Genomic DNA, 19,092 nt, shown 5'->3' with positions numbered 1-19,092 from the left:
TCAGGTGTGTCAAGACCTACTAACCCTTTTATATAGGAAGTCAAAAATGAAAAGCCTATAGAGAAGGTAAGAACCGACAAGCCACACCTGACACACCCCCTTGGAAGGCCCATGATTCCAAGGAAAAGTCTCAATGAAAGAACAACAACTCGAAACCCGCCTATGCCGGGCTATTCGCCGCATCGGCGGCATCTGCTGGAAATTCACATCCCCCGGACTGACGGGCGTCCCAGACCGCATCTGCATGATGGGCGGCAAATGCGTGTTTGTCGAAGTCAAAACCACCGGAAAACACCCTCGCCCCTTACAGGTTGCCCGAATGCGTGAGCTTGAGCGTCAGGGCTTCACCTGCATCGTCCTCGACCACCCCGATGGGATCCAGGAGGTGTGCGATGCTCTACAAGCCGCATAACTACCAGGCCACCGCCATCGAGTTCGTCGAAACCCACCCCATCGCAGCCCTCCTACTCGAAATGGGACTAGGCAAGAGCTCAATCGCTCTAACGGCAATCTGGAACCTCATGTACGACCGCTTCGAAGTCCAGCGCGTGCTGGTGGTGGCTCCTCTTCGGGTGGCAAGCGATACCTGGCCAGCAGAACAACAGAAATGGGACCACCTCCGAGGCTTGACAATGGCAGTAGCCGTCGGACCAGAAGCCAAACGCCTCGAGGCCCTGAACGCTGGGGCTGATGTGACGGTGATTAACCGTGAAAACGTCACTTGGCTTGTTGAGCGCTCCGGTGTCGAGTGGCAGTGGGACATGGTGGTCATCGACGAGCTGAGTTCGTTCAAGAATCATCAGGCCAAGCGCTTCCGCTCCCTACTCAAAGCCCGCCCGCACGTCAAACGCATCGTTGGCTTGACGGGGACACCAGCCGCCAACGGGCTCGAAGACCTCTGGGCGCAGTTTCGCCTGTTGGACATGGGTGAGCGTTTTGGTCGTTACATCACGCATTACCGGCGTGAGTTCTTCGACCCCGATAAACGAAACGGCATGCAGGTCTTCTCCTACAAGCCCAAGCCGGGTGCGGAGGACGAGATCTACCGGCGCATCAGTGACGTCACGATTTCGATGCGAACCTGCGATCATCTCACCCTGCCAGAAGTCACCTACAACACCATCGAGGTGACCATGGGTGATAAGGGCCGGCGGGCCTACGAGCGGATGCTGGGCGACCTGGTCCTAGAGCTCGAAGGCACTGAAGTGACGGCGGCAAACGCGGCAGCCTTGTCGGGCAAGCTCACCCAGATGGCCTCCGGAGCCTTGTACGACGAGGACGGCAACTGGCATCTCGTGCATGAGGCCAAGTTGGACGCCCTCGAAGACCTCGTCGAAGGTGCGAATGGGAAGCCGGTGCTGGTGGCTTACTGGTTCGCTCATGACCTTGAACGAATCACCAAGCGTTTCCCTGAAGCGAGGCTGCTCAAAACAGCGGCGGACATGGACGCATGGAATAACGGCGAAGTTTCGTTGGCGCTGATTCACCCCGCCTCTGCCGGTCATGGCCTGAACCTCCAGGCTGGTGGCTCCACCTTGGTGTGGTTCACGCTCACCTGGAGCTTGGAGCTCTACCAGCAAACCAACGCGAGATTGCACCGCCAAGGCCAGCAAGAGCCGGTGGTCATCCACCACCTTGCTGCCAAGGACTCGATTGACCAGAAAATCCTTGCCGCCCTGGCGGTCAAGGACACGACACAGGCTGCGTTGATTGACGCGGTCAAAGCAACCATCACTATGGAAGGAGAGGACCGATGACTGCTGTTCTCGGTACTGACATCACCTGGAAATACGTCGACCGCCGCGCAGCAGCCATCAACGCACTGCGTGACTTTTCGACCATGCAAACCATCATCGACACCACCGATGATGACCTCAAAGCCATCGCCGAAGACATCCCCAGTATTTCCAGTCCGGCGATGGATGAACGTCCAATCGGCCCGTTTAATCCTCATGCTCACGAAGACCGAATCGTGAAGCATTTGGAGCGGATTGATAATCGCCAGCGCCGCTACCTCCAAGCCCGCGACTACATGGCCTGGTTCCTCCCCGCCTGGGCAGCCCTGTCTGATGACGAGAGGTGGATGCTTGAAGTCTGCTACCTGGGTGAAGACACGATGCAAACCGATGCCATCATCGCAATCTGCGACCGCTTCCACATCGAACGCAGCTCGGCTTACAACAAGAAGAACCGGGCACTGAACCACTTCGCGACCCTGCTCTACGGGAGGTAAATGCCGATGCTGGGTGAGTAGAATCGCGGACGCGTTTGTGCTTGCAGACCCGCTATACTGTAAGTACTTGAAAATATATCCGGAGCCCCAGTAGCCAGTTTGGTTGCTGGGGCTCCCTCGTTGAGGAGGATGGTGAGCACCAGTGCCCAGGCGTCCTAAGACTCCGTGCCGGTGGCCGGGATGCCCAGCCCTCACCGACGCTCGCTACTGCGAGACCCACACCAAGGAAGCCGACACCAACTACCGTCGCTACGAGCGTGACCCTGAGATCAACAAACGCTACGGCTCTACGTGGCGCAAGATCCGCGCGCAGTACGTTGCCAAGTATCCGCTGTGTGAACAGTGTGAGGCTGAGGGCAGGTTGACGCCGGTGGCTGAGGTCCACCACATCCGCCCCCTGTCTCACGGCGGCACTCACGATGAGAACAACCTCATGAGCCTGTGCAAGCCCTGTCACTCCAGGCAGACCGCCCTGGATGGTGATCGGTGGCGACGAAGAAACGGCCTTAGTTGAGTATCAACCTTGTGCGTATCCTTTTCAGGCTTGAGATACTAGATCTGTGTTCGTATATCTCACCTGTGACCATCACATCCCTGAGCGTCTTCCGATTCAGGTTCAAGTTGGCCAGAAAGTTCATGTCGGTCAGCGCGACACAGACTGGCCTGAGTTTGTATTCGTCACGACAGGCGAAGGACAAGGCTGGGTTCCAGCGCGGTATCTCGAGATCGATGGGTCTGACGGCGTGGTGCTTGTCGAATACGACACTACAGAGCTGGCTGCGAGCAAAGGTGAGCAAGTCGAACTCGTTGTTGATGACGCCCAGTCCGGCTGGGCTTGGTGCCGAAATAGCCAAGGTGAAGAAGGTTGGATTCCTCACCGCTGTCTAGGACTAGCCGAGAAGCGATCCTAGCCCCCCAGTCTGGGGAGGGGCGGTCTCGATCTCTACAGCCTCTTGGGGTTTCAGCGGGCGTGGCCCCTCGCGCACAAACACGGAGAATCAAACAGGGTATTACCGCGACCAGAGGTTCCCTTCATCGTTGCGGATGCTGTCTGTGATCACAGAATCGATAGACATAAGCGCTTCGTGGAGCTTCTCACGGCATTCTTCTGGGCTCATAGACGGGTTCATCATGAGGGAGCGGTGCTCAGGGTGTTCAGAGACATGCGTAGAAGCAAGAAGTCGACGTACCTGGTGATCTGTAAGCCTCGAAGAGCCGTCGGTCATCTCAACCATTTCGGCAAGAATCCTTGCCAGTCCGCCGATAGCGAGAGCGCTATCTCTATCAATCGTTGACTTGGTCTGGATTCCGAACTTGGGGTCATTTAGGTAGTCGTCATTGTCCATGTGCAAACTTTAACAAACAAAGGATTCTCGATATGGCTCGTGATGGTACGAACAGGGGCGGACGCCGCGTCCGCGCAGGCTCCAAACCAGAACCGCTGGCAGACCGCCTGGCCGATGGCCGCATCGGAAGGGTGCTTGCGGTTGATGGTCCGCCTGAGCCATTCGATTTCACCGGGAGCGACATCGACGAGGGCGCACTCCTGTCTGGCGTTGACATGCCAGAGCCCTCCGCATACCTGGCTGCGCAGCAGAGGGATGGCAGCCCGCTTGGGGCTGATGAGATTTATCGGGAAACGTGGGAGTGGCTGGCCGACAAGGGCTGCACCCAGTTCGTTTCCAAACGCCTCCTTGAGGCGTATGCGCAGTCTTTCGCCCGCTTCATCCAATGCGAAAAAGCCATCAGTGATTTCGGTCTACTCGGCAAGCACCCAACCACTGGTGCTGCGATTGCTTCGCCGTTTGTGGCCATGTCGCAGTCGTTTCAGAAGCAGGCGAATGTGTTGTGGTACGAGATTTTCGACATCGTCAAAGCCAACTGCACCACCGACTACACCCCGCTACCTTCGGACCCGATGGAGAGGCTCCTGCAAAGCCGCTAACTAGGGTCTGTCTTCTTTCTTTTTGGCCTCCACCGTTTTGGTGGGGGTCTTCTTGTTTTCCGCCCACCAAACTCAAAGGACTAACCATGACTTCTACTGCTCTAGCTTCAAAGACCCCGCATGCTATCCGTTTAGAGACTAGTGAGTCTGTTTGTGCCGGTCACCCGGATAAGCTCTGTGATCGGATTGCTGATGAGATTCTCGATGAGTGTCTATGGGAGGACCCCGCTTCACGCTGCGCGGTAGAGGTTATGGCATCCAACCACCTCATCACCGTTGCCGGGCAAATCACTTGCAACGGGCGGGTGCGGATCCGTTCCATTGTGCGTTCTACCTTAGCCAGGCTTGGTTATCAGCCATGGAAATACCTCGTCAGTGTCAACGTCACGAAGCAGTCCAGTGACATCGCCGGTGGGGTGGACACGGCGTTGGAGACCCGAGATGGTGGCGTTGAGCAGGCTGGAGCCTTCTCTGACCTTGGTGCCGGTGACCAGGGCACGGTCTATGGGTATGCCACTGATGCCACCAAGGATTTCCTTCCCGCCTCGCTGGTTGCAGCCCACGAGATTTGCGCCCGCCTGGACCAAGCTCGCGAACAAGGCACCATTGCTGGTATCGGTCCGGATGGCAAAGCCCAAGTCACCCTCACCGTCGATGAGGATGGCACCCCAATCACCGCACCGACCGTCGTCGTATCCATCCAGCATGATGCAGCCAAGGACCTAGAGGAACTTCGCCGGGAGGTGATTTCTAAAATTGTTGCCCCTGCCTTAGAGACGATCGGCATTGACACCCTCAAATACACCACTGTGCTGGTCAACCCCTCTGGGCGCTTTGTGAAGGGCGGCCCTAGTGCGGATACCGGCCTTACGGGTCGCAAGCTCATGGTTGACACCTATGGTGGTCATGCACCTCATGGTGGTGGCGCGTTTTCTGGTAAGGATGCGACCAAGGTCGACCGCACGGGTGCTTACATGGCTCGTTTCCTAGCCAAACAAGTGGTGGCGGGACATTTGGCGAAGCGGTGCACGGTCAGCATCTCCTACGCGATTGGCAAGGCCGATCCGGTTGCCTTCGACATCGACACCCACGGCACCCACATCCCAGAAGTGTCTGATGACGACATTCGACTGGCCCTCCAAGATTTCTACAGTTTGCGGCCGGGGGCGATCATTGACCGCTTCCACCTACGCCGCCACGGCTTCGCCCGCTACTCCGCATACGGACACTTCGGCGGAGTCAATGGCGCATACCCCGGGTGGGAAGCGAAGTACGACCGGTGGCGACTCAAGGAAGATGTCATCAACCACGCCAAGGAACGACACAGCGAAACCAATCCTGAGGAGGCTGGGCAGTGAATATCAAGAAGATTGCTGTCTCTGACCTTCAGGCTGCGGATTACAACCCCCGCAAAGACCTCCAGCCCGGCGACCCCGAGTTCGAAAAGTTGAAGAGGTCGGTTGAGGAGTTTGGTTACGTCGAACCTGTCATTTTCAACGAGGCGACCGGGCGTGTGGTGGGTGGTCACCAGCGCCTCAAAGTCCTCACCGCACTCGGACACACCGAAATCGAATGCGTCGTGGTCGACCTGGAGGAATCTAAGGAGAAGGCGCTCAACGTTGCCCTGAACAAGGTTAAGGGTGAGTGGGATGAATCCAAACTGGCCTTGTTGATTGCTGATTTGCAGGCTGAGGACTTCGATGTGACCCTGACTGGTTTCGACCCCGCTGAAGTCGACGCCCTCTTCCGCGACCAACTCGCAGGCGGAATCGAAGAGGATGATTTTGATGTTGAGGCAGAGCTGGCTAAACCCGCCATGTCCCGCACCGGGGACATCTGGCAGCTCGGCAGGCACCGCCTCATTGTCGGAGACTCGACTGACCCCGCTACTTTCGCTGCTTTGATGGGTGATGAGCGGGCGAATTTGGTGGTCACTGACCCGCCCTATAACGTCAACTATGAGGGGTCTGCGGGCAAAATCGCCAACGATCATATGGACAACGACTCCTTTGTCGCTTTCCTCACCAAAGCCTTCACTGCTATTGAGACGGTGATGGCTGATGATGCCAGCATTTACGTGTTCCACTCCGATACCGGGGGTTATGCGTTCCGTAAGGCCTTTGACGACGCTGGGTTTTACCTCTCAGGCTGTTGTATTTGGGTTAAGCAGTCCATTGTGCTGGGTAGGAGCCCGTATCAGTGGCAGCATGAGCCGGTGCTTTTTGGGTGGAAGAAGAAGGGACGTCACCAGTGGTACACCGGACGTAAAGAATCGACCATCTGGCGCTTTGATAAGCCCCGCAAGAACACGGATCATCCCACGATGAAGCCGGTCGAGCTCATCGCATACCCAATTCTTAACTCCACTCTGAGCAATCAGGTGGTGCTTGATGCTTTCGGCGGGTCTGGCTCCACACTTATTGCTGCAGAGCAAACAGGCAGGGTCGCACGACTGGTTGAACTCGACCCGAAGTACGCCGATGTGATCATCAACCGCTACCGCGAGCTAGCCGGGGCCACCAGTGGCATCAAAGTCATGCGCGACGGCGTCGAGCTCTCGTTCGAGGAGGCTCAACCTGACGTCGAAGACGAGGCAGATGGGGGTAAGGGGTAGTTCTCTGGGTGGGAACTGGCTGGCTTTTTGGCCCCGGATAAGTGATGACAGTGCTTGTCCAGGGCAGGGTTGGGTGTGCTTTACACCGCTAGGCCTTTTCGGCCCCACGACTGGATAAACCCGTGGTTTCAAGGGTTCATGTTGTTGACAGAAAAACCCACTAAACCAAGGGAGAACAAGCATCATGAGCATCACCTTCGACTACGACCTGCCAGCTGGCAAACGTGGAATCATCGTTGCTAACCTCCAAGCCCTTTACGACGAAAAACCCCGTTACCTGGGAGCACCCAGCTATGGCTACCAGGTCGGCCCCGCAACCGTGAGCAGGAACGGCACCATCACGTGGGAGGGCAAGCAGCCTTCTAAGAAGGATGTGCGCGACCTACTGGGATTGCTTGGGGAGGATGACTTCTACCCAGACAACCTCTTCGACCTACGCCACTGGCTCGAAACCAAACAACCCCGCACCACCACACCCCAAGCCAAACCCGGCGAGGCGGAGCCAGAAGAGTTGGTGGCTGACGGGCTCACGGTCACCATCCCATGCAACACGCTCACCGACGCCGCCCTGGAGCGCTTCAAGGCGCTAGTGAATGCAAAGGGACCGCTCATCCAGGCCGCCCTGAACCTTGAGGCCCTGCCTATCGAGGTCACTGACGATGAAGTGCGGATGCCGTGGATTCAGCGCCCTTGCACCCCGTCTGAGGCTCACGCCCTCACGCAGCTTGTTGGGGCGATGCTCACCATGGCCAGGGATGCCAAACGGGTGACTGCTAAGCCCAAGGAGGAAAGCAATCCAAGGTATGCGATGCGCTGCTTCCTACTCCGCCTAGGCTTCATTGGACCTGAGCACAAGGCGCTACGCAAGACGCTGATGGGTGACCTTGCTGGGTCGGCTGCCTGGCGCACCCCACCAGCCGAGGATGCCCAGCCTGCGGCGAAGGCGTCACTGGTGGGGCGCAGGGTTCGCCTCGATGACACGAGTGACCCTTACACCACCCTCGCCCCAGGTACCGAGGGCACCATCAACCATGTTGATGACCTAGGGACGCTGCATGTTGCGTGGGATGACGGTTCCACTCTGGGGCTGGTGCCTGGGGAGGACTCCTACACCCTCCTCTAAATCAGCGCTGGCCAGTGCCCACAAACCGGGGTGCTGGCCAGCGTTTTGATAGAGATGTACACCTCAAGAAAACCCCTGCAAATAAGCGGGAAACGACTGGATAAACCTGCCGGTGTAAGTGACTAATAGTTACACAAGAACAAGACACCTACACCGAAAGGCAAGCACAATGAACACCACGAAGACCACGATGGAGACCCTGGCCGAGACCACCGCCCAGCGCATCATCCTCCAACACGGCGATCGCGTCCTGGTCGCCACCTACCGCTACTTCGACGGCACCCGCAACGGCTGGCAGGCCGAAACCTACCGCCTGGTCGAAGCCCCGATCCCCGGGTGGGGCAAGGACGCCCGGCCGGTAAGCGAATGCGCGCTGAGCCTCGAAGCCGCCTCGGATGAGTACTTCGCGGACAACGGCTCGGCGATCGCCTGGGCCATGAACAACTAACACCCTCGCCCCGCACAGCACACCTCAGCCGCACCACCCAATGCTTGGTGGCTGCGGTCTTTTTACACCCAAAACCGGGCTACTCAAGAGGGATGTACACCGCTAGTTTTCCCTGCAATTACAAGGGGAAACGACTGGATAAGAGTGTGTTTCTAAGCGTAAATGGTTACACAACGAAGAACGCAGGGGAACAGCCTCTGAGAGAGTGAAAGGGTAACCACGATGAGCACCAAGAACACCACCGCGAAGGAGATCAGCACTGGGGAGCTTCGCATCCGCCTCGAGGCCATCGCCAAGGCCAACGAATACGCCGGCATCGACACACTCCTATCGAGGGGCTCGGACGGGTTCGACTGGGCACAAATGACCATCGAGTCCCTGCGCCACCTGATGGAAGCCGCCTTCCAAGCCGGCCTGGATGCCGCACACAGCGAAGGCATCACCCAAGTGGTAGCCAGTGAGGGCGAGGTCTACACCGAGGCCGACCAGATGGTCATCGACCCCGCCCCACAAACCATCAATGATGAGGATGAGGCGTCCCGGGTGGGAACCCACGGCATCGACAACGTCTGGATCCCCGTCGGGGCAGGCAAGTACGCGCTGATCTACACCACCTGGGCCAACGCAACCGGGTGGCGCAAAGTCCCCGCCATCTACACCAAACAACCGGGCGGCATCTACGAGCTGGCCACCTGGAACGAGGAAGGCTTCGACAACAACTACATGCGCCCCGAGGCTTACCCAGAAGCCCTGACCTGGGCCATCAACAACGCCTAACCGGCCACACCAGCCAGACCCACCCAGGCGGGCGGGCTGGCCGCCTTTTCGCCACGCTGATGCTCCACTAAGTTGGTGGGGCCTTTTCTATGCCCTGCAATCACTTACCAGCCGCCATTAGTCCAGCCGGTTCCCGCACAGAGAACTACCGCAAGCCACCAACCTTGAAGGGAGCAAACCATGATGCGTCGCCTTGAGAACTATGAGCCGACTCGTTTCATGGCCGAAGGCTCCCACTACGACCGCAAGGCTGCTGATTATGCGGTCGCGTTCATCCAGGCCCTGACCCACACCAAGGGCCGCTGGGCAGGCAAACCCTTCGAACTGATCGACTGGCAAGAGCAGATCATTCGTGACCTGTTCGGCACCCTCAAACCCGATGGATACCGGCAGTTCAACACCGCCTACGTTGAGATACCCAAAAAGATGGGCAAATCAGAGCTCGCCGCAGCCGTGGCCTTGTTGCTCACGTGTGGGGATGGTGAGGAGCGCGCGGAGGTCTACGGGTGCGCTGCAGACCGACAGCAAGCCTCCATCGTGTTCGAGGTCGCAGCAGACATGGTCCGCAACTCACCGGCCCTCTCACGCCGGGTGAAGATTCTGGCCAGCCAGAAGCGCATCGTCTTCCAGCCCACCAACAGCTTCTACCAAGTTCTCTCTGCCGAGGCCTACTCGAAGCACGGGTTCAACATTCACGGCGTCGTCTTTGACGAGCTGCACACCCAGCCCGACCGCCGCCTATTCGACGTCATGACCAAAGGCTCCGGGGATGCGCGCACCCAACCCCTCTACTTCCTGATCACCACAGCCGGGTCAGACACCAACTCGATTTGCTACGAGACGCACCAGAAGGCTCAGGACATCCTCGAGGGCCGCAAGATTGACCCGACGTTCTACCCAGTCATCTACGGCGCAGACACCGACGATGACTGGACGAATGAGGCTGTGTGGGCGAAAGCCAACCCATCCCTAGGCATCACGGTCGGTATCGACAAAGTGCGGGCAGCGTGTGAGTCGGCAAAGCAGAACCCGGCCGAAGAAAACTCCTTCCGCCAACTCAGGTTGAACCAGTGGGTGAAACAGTCCGTGCGGTGGATGCCCATGGCAGCGTGGGACGCATGCAAGCGTGACTTCCGGCCAGAGCAACTGCGGGGCCGGGTCTGCTACGGCGGTCTCGACCTCTCATCCACCACGGATATCACGGCGTTCGTTCAAGTCTTCCCACCAGAAGACGTTGATGAGCCGTACTTTGTGGTGCCGCATTTTTGGATCCCAGAAGACAACATCGACCGCCGAGTCTTACGTGACCGGGTTCCATACGACCTTTGGGCACGTCAAGGCTTCTTGAACCTCACTGAAGGGAACGTGGTCCACTACGCGGCGATTGAACAAGCCATCGAGCAAATCAGTGAGGAGTTTGATTTGCGTGAGGTGGCGTTCGACCGGTGGGGCGCAGTCCAAATGACCCAAAACCTCGACCACATGGGCCTAACCGTCGTGCCCTTCGGGCAAGGCTTCAAAGACATGTCTCCGCCGACTAAGGAGCTGATGAAGCTGGTGCTCGAGGGCAAGTTGACCCATGATGGTCACCCGGTGCTTAGGTGGATGATGGACAACATCTTCGTCCGCACCGACCCCGCCGGGAACATCAAACCCGACAAAGAAAAATCCACCGAGAAGATTGACGGCGTGGTGGCCACCATCATGGGCCTAGACCGCGCGATCAGATGCGGGGCCGGGCCAGCCAGCGAGAGCGTCTACGATAAGCGAGGATTGCTGATTATATAGAAAACATGAAAAGTATTTAATCATGATTGATTTATTAGATGATGTAAAGTACAATGAAAATGCAAATACTTCCAATTAATTTGAATAGCAAAGGAGCTAACAATGAAGTATTCAGCAATTAGGAAGTTCTCGGGACTTGCATTGATTACTGCGTTGACTATCGGTACTGTGGGTGGTATTTCAATAGCTAATGCTGCCGAGCGCAGCAGGGCGCATGTGCCTTGTGAACTTTACAGTTACCGTCCTACCATTTCAGGTAGTTACGTAAAAGGTATTGGTGGACGGCATGGGTGTATCAATACGGTGGACTGGGTCCGGGTTAGCATGTGGACTAACAACTGGGGGCCAGACACTCGCTTGGCAGTTAATCAGAAGGGCCCAGTAAATACGATTCAACTCGATGTTTCTGCGAAAACTTCAACTGCTGGTAAAGGCGCATATGTGTACACTTATGTTGAGTCTTCAACTGGAGCAGTGAAGTATTCGCCTGACATTCAACTGTAGGCCGTGATTTCGCATGATTGAAATTCGCAATCTGCATTTTTCCTATCGCAATTTTCATGCACTAAAAGGGGTTTCGCTACGCGCCGAGCCTGGGGTTTACGGGCTTTTGGGACCTAACGGTGCGGGCAAATCAACGTTGATGAAATCTGTGGTGGGAATGTTACCTTTGCAGAAAGGCGAAATCCTTATCAACGGTAAGTCTCTAACTCGAATGGATCGCTCAGAAAAACGGCTGCTAGGCTATTTACCACAGCATTTCGATGTGATGGATTTTGTTACAGTCGAGCGCAACCTCATTTATGCAGCGTGGGCGCATGGTATCGATAGGAATGAAGCTGGTAAAGCCATTAGTGAGATTCTTGAGATTACCCATTTGGGTGGAAAAGCTAACGTGTTAGCTCGTTCACTTTCGGGTGGGATGCGCCAGCGCCTAGGTATTGCCTGTGCGCTGGTGCATCGCCCTCGCGTTGCTCTGTTGGACGAGCCGACGGTGGGTTTAGATCCGCTACAACGGGCCGGTATCCGTAACCTTCTGCTTGAATTGTCGCGTGAATCTGTGATTTTGATTTCTACGCATTTAGTAGAGGATTTAGCGGCAGTGGCCAGCCGTGTGTTGGTGATGAACTCAGGACTGATTGCTTTTGACGGTACAGTGGATGACCTTAATGCTTTGGGCGAGCGCAATCCTTCACCAGGGTTGAACATCCTCGAATGTGGGTATCAGGCGGCTTTGGCGCGTATTCCGAATAGGCAGTAGGGGAAAGGCTAAGGCTGATGCGTGGACTGATTTTCCCTATAAAAACCTGGTGGCTATTGGGTCTGACTGCCTTTTTAGCTCTGGTGTGTCTGGTGCAATCGGTGGCACTCATTCCCACCTGGCCGAACCCAGATTTACGAGTGGTAATTCCTCAGCTGCAAGAGCAGCTAATCGTACCTGTGGTGATTATCGGGTTGGCAGCTGCCATATTTTTTGACCCGCAAGGTAAAAAGTCAGTGGTGATTGGGCCGCTCACAGTGCTCTCGCCTACCCGTCGAATCCTTCCTTTTGCATTTACGATATGGGGCGCAGCAGTAGTTGGACCTATACTCGGCTGGGGCTATATGTTAGTACGCAGCGCAGCAGTGAGGTTTAGGCTCATAGACTTGATAGCTTTTCTTGTTTTGATAATCTCGTTGTTTGCTGCGGCAACATTGGCGATGGTTTTAGCTAACCTGTTGCCGCCTAAATGGAAGCTCGTGCTTACCCCACTTTTGTCTGCGTTAGTGGTTTTTGTGCCGGTTATTATGAACGTATATTTATTGGCAGGAACCGGTAAGTCGAGCCTCTCGCTAGCGTTTATGTGGGGTACTAGCCTAGTGAGTTACCCCACTGATTTTGTGATGTCCACTGAGCTGATTCGTTTGGTTTACTTCGTTCTGCTAAGTGTTTGCGGGGTGTATGCGCTGATGCGTTTCAATTCCTATGCGCTTACGGGGCGGAGGAGCTTTGCCATTGTCGGTTTAGTATATCTTCTGGCGCCTGCGCTTGTGTTTGCGTCCAGCATTTTGATGTCTCCGGTAGTAACCAAGTACGAGGACGATCGTCAAAAGTGTGAGGTAATAGGCGAGTATCGTTTGTGCTTGCCTATTGCCCAAGCAACACTAATACCTAGTTTGAAGGAGCATTTCCAGCAATTATTTGCACAGTTACCCAACGCTTGGGTTGACCCTAAAACCCCAATCGGTTTTGCTGAAGGTGCGATTATTGGCCCGCTTACTCTGCAAAATCCTGGTAACTTCAAAACTCGCCAAGAATGGGAGCAGGTGACTTTTAGCAATATTGCCTACAACATTTTCGCAAGTAGCGGGCATGCCAGCGCTTGCTCAAATCAAGCTCAGTTTTATGACGATTTGCGAAATTCCCTGCTGTTGCGTGCGAAGCTGCCAATGGATCTCGTTTATGGTGTCAACGAGGAAACTGGGCAGGAAAACGAACACACAATTTCGGCTGATGAAAGCCCACAACTGGCCTTCCTGACTAAATTGTCCACAGCCGAATATCAGCAATGGTTACTTAAGCATCGAGACTCCATCGCCACCTGCAAGTTAAGTAAGGAAAATTTCAGGTAAGGGATTGAGTAGATGAAACCAAGACCTGGCTTTCTCTATCCGGTGATTGTTAGTGTATGCGCATGGGTATTAGCTGTTTACGTGGCGCACCAAGTAGGGATTATATTTTATCTGCCCTCATCAGGTTTTGTTGTTGCCGTGAAGCCGTCTACCATCGCAGTATTGGTGTTCACATGGGTAGCTTTGCTTTGTTTTTTGCCGCGAATGCCCTGGGTGGAGTTGAATAGCCCTCGCCCAATGCGACTGCGAGCTTTCACCGAAATTTTGTTTATTTCTGTTCTGATTTTGTTGGTATCTCCGCTCGGGGTGATGTGGAGTATCTGGAGTGCTCCCAGATTTAAATTCCGTCCTAGTCAGCTGGTATTTGATAAAGAATTCTTCTCACATGGCGTCGGGTTTCAGATGTTTAGCGGCCTACAAGGGATTATTATCCTAAGCTTGACGATGCTTACCATAGCCCTAATTGGGCACAAATACGGGCGGCTAAGTTTGCCGGTGTGGGTGGTACTTTATTGGCTGGGACAGTCGAGCGGTATGTTGTATTGGATGCCAAGTGGCGCGCTACATTATTTCGAATCAACCTTTATGTATGGAGGTATTTTTTCGGTCAGTTTGTGGACTGTTTGCGTATTCACATATGTGTATACTTTCCGCGGCATTAAACCCATCTTGACCAGCGTCTAATAGGAGTAGATCTTCTAATACTTCCACTGAACACTGCTAATGAAATAACTACCCTTATAGCAATAATATCTGTTGAAATATTTATGTATGCACTGAAGCCCAACTGGGAACATCAAATCCGACAAAGAAAAATCCACCGAGAAGATTGACGGTGTCGTCGCCACCATCATGGACCTAGACCGGGCTATCAGATGCGAAACAGGCCCCACTAGCGAGTCAGTCTACGACCAGCGGAGCCTACTGCTGTTGTAGGCGGTCAGAGCATGCATGAGCACCAGGTTCAGTACCATGGCGTCGATCATGATGAGGGTGGCGGTAAGCAGACCGCTGCTGTGGTGATGGGACATGCCCCATATCAGTAGTGCCACGATCGGTAACTGGATGGGGGCAGACCACAGAGGCAGGAAACAGCCACGATGGTAGGTCACCAGAATCTGGATGCAATGAACGGCGAGGCAAAATCCGTAGCAATCGTGGCGGCCGTGAACCACACCGGCGGCAAAAGCAGTGCGATCACGCTCAATAGCGTCAACTCTTCAAGGGCGATCAGTGTGAACGCTACCGTTTGGGGCCTCAGATTCGGCATCAGTGCGGGCAGGTGTTCACGGTTGCGGTGTATCCATGGCAGCAAAACTCGGTATTCCTCGACCTCATGCCAAAGGAACAACACAAGTACGGCTCCTACTAGCCACCACACCAGACTCACCACCGCACTAAAACACGCTGCTTCCTTTTTCCATTGTCCTCCCTGAAAGGAATAAACGCATGGGCTTCCTATCTTGGCTCGGCTTCAAACTACCGGAGCCGACCAATAGCTGGTCGTTGACCAATACTGAGTTCTTCGCATCTCCAACTAGTAGCGGTAAGTCGGTAACGGAGCGGTCTGCGATGCAGATGACCGCCGTCTACGCATGCGTGCGAATCCTGGCCGAAGCCGTCGCGTCCTTGCCACTGCACCTCTATCAAGAACGTGAAGGCAGCACTGGTGGCTCTGAGAGAGCAGTCGGCCATCCTTTGTATCGGGTGTTGCATGATGAGCCGAATGCTGAGATGACGTCGTTTGTGTTTCGCGAGACCCTCATGACCCATCTGCTGCTGTGGGGTAATGCTTACGCCCAGGTCATCCGCAACGGCCGGGGTGAGGTCATCGGTCTTTACCCGTTGCTGCCATCCCAGATGGTGGTTGACCGTGACCCCGACACCGGGCTGCTCAGGTACACGTATCGTCCTCAGACCGCCGGTAAACCGCCGGTGGTTGTTTTATCCCCAGCCGATGTCCTCCACATTCCCGGGCTCGGATTTGATGGGCTGGTTGGGTATTCGCCTATTCAGATGGCTAGGAACGCGATTGGCATGGGACTGGCCTGCGAGGAATACGGGGCGAGGTTCTTTGCCAACGGGGCCGCGCCTGGTGGGGTGCTTGAGCATCCGGGCACGATTCGTGACCCAGCAAGGGTGCGCGAGTCGTGGCAGTCCACCTTCGGCGGGAGCGAGAATGCGGGCAAGATCGCGGTGCTCGAGGAGGGGATGAAGTACACGCCGATTGGGATTAGCCCCGAGCAGGCGCAGTTCTTAGAGACCCGCAAGTTCCAGATCAACGAAATCGCCCGTATCTTCCGCATCCCACCCCACATGGTCGGAGACCTCGAAAAATCGAGTTTCAGCAACATTGAGCAGCAGTCCCTTGAGTTCGTGAAATACACGCTCGACCCGTGGGTGATCAGGTGGGAACAAGCCCTCACTAAAACACTCCTCACCGGGGCTGACCGGGAGAAGTACTCCATCGCCTTCAATCTTGAGGGCCTGTTGCGTGGGGATTACGCGAGCCGGATGCAGGGGTATGCGGTTGCTCGGCAGAACGGGTGGATGAGCGCCAACGACATCCGCCAACTCGAAAACCTCGACCTCATCCCCGAAGACCAAGGTGGGGACCTCTACCTGGTCAACGGCAACATGCTCCCACTCAACCAAGCGGGTAGCTACTACACCCACCGCCAAACCCAACAGTCCAGAGAACCGATGGAAGAAACAGAGATCGCCCCTAAGGAGGATACAGATGACGGCGACAATGAGAGCCGACCCCACACCGAAAACCCTGAATAATGCCAGGCGATTTTGGGACTACACCACCGCACCAGATGGCAAACGCGTACTGGAGCTGCGCGGGCCGATCGCGCCTGAGTCTTGGTTCGGAGACGAGGCCACACCGGCCGCTTTCCGCGATGAACTCATGAGCGGGAATGGCGACATTGTTGTGTGGATTAACAGCCCTGGTGGGGATGTGATTGCGGCTGCCGAGATTTATTCGATGCTCATGGACTACCCAGGGCACGTCACCGTCAAAATTGACGGCCTCGCAGCCAGCGCCGCCAGTGTGATTGCCATGGCGGGTAGCGAGGTGTTGATGAGTCCGGTGGCGATGATGATGATTCACAACCCCATGACCGCCGCCATCGGCGACAGCGAGGAAATGCTCCGCGCTATCAACATGCTGGCTGAAGTCAAAGAATCCATCCTCAACGCCTACGAACTGCGCAGCCACTTGAGCCGCGTGGAGCTTAGTGAGTTGATGAATGCGGAGACTTGGATGGACGCGAACAAGGCCATCGAGCTGGGTTTCGCAGACGGACTGATCAGCCCTGGCAGCCCTTTCCCAACCGCCCAGCCCGACAAGCCCTTGGCGGCGATGGTGTTCTCTCGCCGTGCCGTCACGAACTCGCTGTTGGATGCCATCAACGCAGACCGTACTGGTGGTCAAGAACCACTCCCACTGGTAGCAGGGCCTGTTACTCCTGATCCGCCGCCCTCTGGCAGGCAGGTCTCAAATCTCCTGACCGCCCTCGATTCCTTGAAGCCCTAGCCGCCTTGGCCGGGGCTTTTCTCATACCCACCTTCGTGTTTTGAAAGGACACACACCATGACTACAACAATGATTAACGACCTGCGAACCCGGCGCGCAAGCACCTGGGAGAAAGCCAAGGCCTTCCTCACCGAGCGCCAGGCCACGAACAACGGCATCCTGACCGCTGAGGACGATGAAACCTATGGTCGTATGGAAGCCGAAATCGAAGCCCTCGGCCGCGAGATCGCCCGAGCAGAACGCGCCGCTGAACTTGACACCCAGTTGTCTAAGCCGGTGGCCGCGCCTTTGGCGATGACCCCTGGGTCCGTGGCTCCTGAGGGACATAAGCATGTGCCGTTCCGGGCTACGGATGAATACCGCGAGAACTTTTGGAACGCCATGCGCATGGCCACCAACCCCTTCGAAGTGCGCAACGCCCTCAAAGAAGGCGCGGACACTGAAGGCGGCTACTTGGTGCCGGACGAGTTCGAACGCACCCTCGTAGAAGCCCTTCAGGAAGAAAACATCATCCGTGGGTTGGCTAAGCGGATTACCACCACCAGTGGTGATCGTAAGATCCCGGTGGTTGCCACCCACGGTAAGGCCGACTGGCTCGACGAAGGCGCAGCAGTCCAAGAATCTGACGAAGCGTTCAAACAGGTCACCTTGGGGGCTTATAAACTCTCCACCTTCATCAAGGTCAGTGAAGAACTCCTGGCTGACTCTGCGTTCAACATCGAGGCTTACCTGGCAAACGAGTTCGGCCGTCGTATCGGTGCTGCTGAGGAAGAAGCGTTCCTTGTTGGGGATGGGTCTAATAAGCCCACCGGTATCTTCCACAAGACCGGCGGAGCAGAAGAAGGCCTCAAGGCTGCCGGCCAGACCGCGATCACCGCAGACGAACTCATTGACTTGTTCTATGCGCTGCGTGCCCCGTATCGGAAGAACGCCGTGTGGCTGACCAACGACTCCACAGTCAAAGCCATCCGGAAGCTGAAGGACAATCAGGGCCAGTACCTGTGGCAGCCCGCCCTCACAGCAAGCGCGCCGGACATGATCCTTGGCCGCCCCATCCACACCAGCTCCTTCGTTCCCGAACTCAAGGCGGGCGCGAAGACTGTGGCCTTCGGTGACCTGTCCTACTACTGGATTGCCGACCGTGCGGGCCGCTCTTTCAAGCGTTTGAACGAGTTGTTTGCGACGACGGGGCAGGTGGGTTTCATGGCAACCCAACGCGTGGATGGCAAGTTGATTCTGCCTGAAGCCGTCAAGGTCCTTGTTCAGAAGCAGTAACCCACTGCCAGTTGTTGGAGGGGAGGTGGCGTAAAGCCATGTCACGCATGTTTAACCAAGGCGAGTTCCTGTCGGCGCTCAAGGCCAATCTGGTGCTTGAGCATTCCCAGGATGATGAGTTGCTGGGTGAACTGATTCAGGCGGGATTGGATTACGCCACCTCCTACCAGCACCTGCCCCCAGGCCACTACGAGCATCACCCGTTGTCGGAGTCGACATACCGTGCGGTGATCATGCTGGCCACCCACTTCTACGAATCCAGGGACGGCTCGACCGGCGGGTTTTTCGCTGATAACACGCATGCCGCCGCCCGGGTGTGGGAGACCGTCAACCGGCTACTGATTCTGGATCGCGATTGGAAAGTCTAAAAAAGAGGGAGGTGAGTGGTGATGGGTGTTGGTCGTTTAAGTACGCGCATGCTTTTCTTGGATTCGCAGATGATTGCCGATAGGGAGGGGTTTGCCCGCCCGGCTTCGCGCAGTGGTCATGAGTGGCGTGGGGCGTTTGAGGAGCGTTCTGCTACGACTAGGTGGGCGAACCTTGCTGGTTTTCACCAAGTCGATGCCATGGCAACCATCCGCACCCCCAAGGGGTTCACCCCAGTGGTCGGAGGGCAGGTGTTCATCGAACGAAACACGTTCACGATCATGGGGATTGAGAACGTGAAAAACCGAGGCCGCTACCTCATCCTGTTCCTACGCAAGGAGGTGCACCGTGGCTAAAAGCAGCATC

At 56.0% G+C, this 19,092-nt stretch carries 23 protein-coding genes and 1 pseudogene; 22 read left to right on the top strand and 2 right to left on the bottom strand.

The genetic code is table 11. The features are described from left to right. Nucleotides 1–133: 133 nt before the first annotated feature. From BK816_RS07215 to BK816_RS07195, 5 genes are all read left to right on the top strand, one after another. Nucleotides 134–412 carry a VRR-NUC domain-containing protein gene (locus tag BK816_RS07215; RefSeq protein ID WP_071164569.1) on the top strand — a complete coding sequence of 93 codons (279 nt, stop codon included), beginning with the start codon at nucleotides 134–136 and terminating at the stop codon, nucleotides 410–412. Further along, nucleotides 393–1,757 (top strand): DEAD/DEAH box helicase, encoded by a 1,365-nt coding sequence (locus tag BK816_RS07210; RefSeq protein ID WP_071164568.1) that lies wholly within the window; start codon nucleotides 393–395, stop codon nucleotides 1,755–1,757. Before BK816_RS07215 ends, BK816_RS07210 begins: the two co-directional genes overlap by 20 nt. Then, entirely contained in the window at nucleotides 1,754–2,233 is a 480-nt protein-coding gene (locus BK816_RS07205; protein ID WP_071164567.1) for an ArpU family phage packaging/lysis transcriptional regulator, read from the top strand. The genes BK816_RS07210 and BK816_RS07205 overlap by 4 nt, the downstream gene beginning before the upstream one ends. A gap of 142 nt (nucleotides 2,234–2,375) precedes the next feature. Then, on the top strand, nucleotides 2,376–2,747 hold the full coding sequence (locus tag BK816_RS07200) for an HNH endonuclease (protein WP_071164566.1): 372 nt from the start codon (nucleotides 2,376–2,378) through the stop codon (nucleotides 2,745–2,747). Between the two features lie 46 nt (nucleotides 2,748–2,793). Beyond that, a complete protein-coding gene (locus BK816_RS07195; protein ID WP_083379141.1) occupies nucleotides 2,794–3,144 on the top strand; it encodes an SH3 domain-containing protein in 351 nt (116 codons plus the stop codon). Between the two features lie 99 nt (nucleotides 3,145–3,243). On the opposite strand, the gene BK816_RS07190 is transcribed toward BK816_RS07195, so the two are convergent. Further along, nucleotides 3,244–3,579 carry a hypothetical protein gene (locus tag BK816_RS07190; protein ID WP_071164564.1) on the bottom strand — a complete coding sequence of 112 codons (336 nt, stop codon included), beginning with the start codon at nucleotides 3,577–3,579 and terminating at the stop codon, nucleotides 3,244–3,246. A 32-nt stretch (nucleotides 3,580–3,611) separates the two neighbouring features. Between BK816_RS07190 and BK816_RS07185 the strand changes: the two genes are divergently transcribed. The 12 genes and pseudogenes from BK816_RS07185 to BK816_RS09840 all read left to right on the top strand — a co-directional run. Continuing rightward, nucleotides 3,612–4,178 carry a P27 family phage terminase small subunit gene (locus BK816_RS07185; protein WP_071164563.1) on the top strand — a complete coding sequence of 189 codons (567 nt, stop codon included), beginning with the start codon at nucleotides 3,612–3,614 and terminating at the stop codon, nucleotides 4,176–4,178. Nucleotides 4,179–4,264: 86 nt separating this feature from the next. Then, nucleotides 4,265–5,536 (top strand): methionine adenosyltransferase, encoded by a 1,272-nt coding sequence (gene metK / locus BK816_RS07180; protein WP_071164562.1) that lies wholly within the window; start codon nucleotides 4,265–4,267, stop codon nucleotides 5,534–5,536. Continuing rightward, on the top strand, nucleotides 5,533–6,792 hold the full coding sequence (locus BK816_RS07175) for a site-specific DNA-methyltransferase (protein ID WP_071164561.1): 1,260 nt from the start codon (nucleotides 5,533–5,535) through the stop codon (nucleotides 6,790–6,792). The genes metK and BK816_RS07175 overlap by 4 nt, the downstream gene beginning before the upstream one ends. Nucleotides 6,793–6,976: 184 nt before the next feature. Further along, nucleotides 6,977–7,915: a DUF4314 domain-containing protein gene (locus BK816_RS09685; RefSeq protein ID WP_071164560.1), complete on the top strand. Its 939-nt coding sequence runs from the start codon at nucleotides 6,977–6,979 to the stop codon at nucleotides 7,913–7,915. 169 nt (nucleotides 7,916–8,084) lie between these two features. Beyond that, the gene (locus tag BK816_RS07165; RefSeq protein WP_071164559.1) at nucleotides 8,085–8,363 is read left to right on the top strand and encodes an Nmad4 family putative nucleotide modification protein; all 279 of its coding nucleotides are present in this window, start codon (nucleotides 8,085–8,087) and stop codon (nucleotides 8,361–8,363) included. A gap of 222 nt (nucleotides 8,364–8,585) precedes the next feature. Then, a complete protein-coding gene (locus BK816_RS07160; RefSeq protein WP_071164558.1) occupies nucleotides 8,586–9,140 on the top strand; it encodes a DUF6900 domain-containing protein in 555 nt (184 codons plus the stop codon). Between the two features lie 183 nt (nucleotides 9,141–9,323). Next, the gene (locus tag BK816_RS07155) at nucleotides 9,324–10,928 is read left to right on the top strand and encodes a terminase large subunit (protein WP_071164987.1); all 1,605 of its coding nucleotides are present in this window, start codon (nucleotides 9,324–9,326) and stop codon (nucleotides 10,926–10,928) included. Nucleotides 10,929–11,030: 102 nt separating this feature from the next. Then, the gene (locus tag BK816_RS07150; protein ID WP_071164557.1) at nucleotides 11,031–11,432 is read left to right on the top strand and encodes a hypothetical protein; all 402 of its coding nucleotides are present in this window, start codon (nucleotides 11,031–11,033) and stop codon (nucleotides 11,430–11,432) included. A gap of 13 nt (nucleotides 11,433–11,445) precedes the next feature. Continuing rightward, nucleotides 11,446–12,189, top strand: coding sequence for an ABC transporter ATP-binding protein (locus BK816_RS07145; RefSeq protein ID WP_071164556.1), 744 nt, complete (start codon nucleotides 11,446–11,448; stop codon nucleotides 12,187–12,189). A 17-nt stretch (nucleotides 12,190–12,206) separates the two neighbouring features. Beyond that, nucleotides 12,207–13,541 carry a hypothetical protein gene (locus BK816_RS07140; protein WP_071164555.1) on the top strand — a complete coding sequence of 445 codons (1,335 nt, stop codon included), beginning with the start codon at nucleotides 12,207–12,209 and terminating at the stop codon, nucleotides 13,539–13,541. 12 nt (nucleotides 13,542–13,553) lie between these two features. Beyond that, nucleotides 13,554–14,225, top strand: coding sequence for a hypothetical protein (locus BK816_RS07135; RefSeq protein WP_071164554.1), 672 nt, complete (start codon nucleotides 13,554–13,556; stop codon nucleotides 14,223–14,225). 99 nt (nucleotides 14,226–14,324) lie between these two features. Continuing rightward, nucleotides 14,325–14,477, top strand: a pseudogene (locus tag BK816_RS09840) (terminase); the annotation flags it as partial. A gap of 172 nt (nucleotides 14,478–14,649) precedes the next feature. Here BK816_RS09840 and BK816_RS07130 read toward each other — a convergent pair. Further along, nucleotides 14,650–14,895 carry an HXXEE domain-containing protein gene (locus tag BK816_RS07130; RefSeq protein WP_071164553.1) on the bottom strand — a complete coding sequence of 82 codons (246 nt, stop codon included), beginning with the start codon at nucleotides 14,893–14,895 and terminating at the stop codon, nucleotides 14,650–14,652. A gap of 95 nt (nucleotides 14,896–14,990) precedes the next feature. On the opposite strand from BK816_RS07130, the gene BK816_RS07125 reads away from it, so the two are divergent. The 5 genes from BK816_RS07125 to BK816_RS07105 are packed head-to-tail and all read left to right on the top strand — an operon-like array spanning nucleotide 14,991 to nucleotide 19,082. Beyond that, a complete protein-coding gene (locus tag BK816_RS07125; protein ID WP_071164552.1) occupies nucleotides 14,991–16,328 on the top strand; it encodes a phage portal protein in 1,338 nt (445 codons plus the stop codon). Beyond that, on the top strand, nucleotides 16,282–17,085 hold the full coding sequence (locus tag BK816_RS07120; RefSeq protein ID WP_472264992.1) for a head maturation protease, ClpP-related: 804 nt from the start codon (nucleotides 16,282–16,284) through the stop codon (nucleotides 17,083–17,085). The genes BK816_RS07125 and BK816_RS07120 overlap by 47 nt, the downstream gene beginning before the upstream one ends. Before the next feature lie 57 nt (nucleotides 17,086–17,142). Continuing rightward, nucleotides 17,143–18,360 (top strand): phage major capsid protein, encoded by a 1,218-nt coding sequence (locus BK816_RS07115; RefSeq protein ID WP_071164551.1) that lies wholly within the window; start codon nucleotides 17,143–17,145, stop codon nucleotides 18,358–18,360. Nucleotides 18,361–18,398: 38 nt separating this feature from the next. Then, nucleotides 18,399–18,728, top strand: coding sequence for a head-tail connector protein (locus BK816_RS07110; RefSeq protein ID WP_083379139.1), 330 nt, complete (start codon nucleotides 18,399–18,401; stop codon nucleotides 18,726–18,728). 21 nt (nucleotides 18,729–18,749) lie between these two features. After that, nucleotides 18,750–19,082: a phage head completion protein gene (locus BK816_RS07105; RefSeq protein WP_125899174.1), complete on the top strand. Its 333-nt coding sequence runs from the start codon at nucleotides 18,750–18,752 to the stop codon at nucleotides 19,080–19,082. Nucleotides 19,083–19,092: the final 10 nt, after the last annotated feature.

Source organism: Boudabousia tangfeifanii (assembly GCF_001856685.1).
Taxonomy (GTDB): domain Bacteria; phylum Actinomycetota; class Actinomycetes; order Actinomycetales; family Actinomycetaceae; genus Boudabousia; species Boudabousia tangfeifanii.
This window is presented reverse-complemented; position numbering and strand designations above follow the sequence as displayed.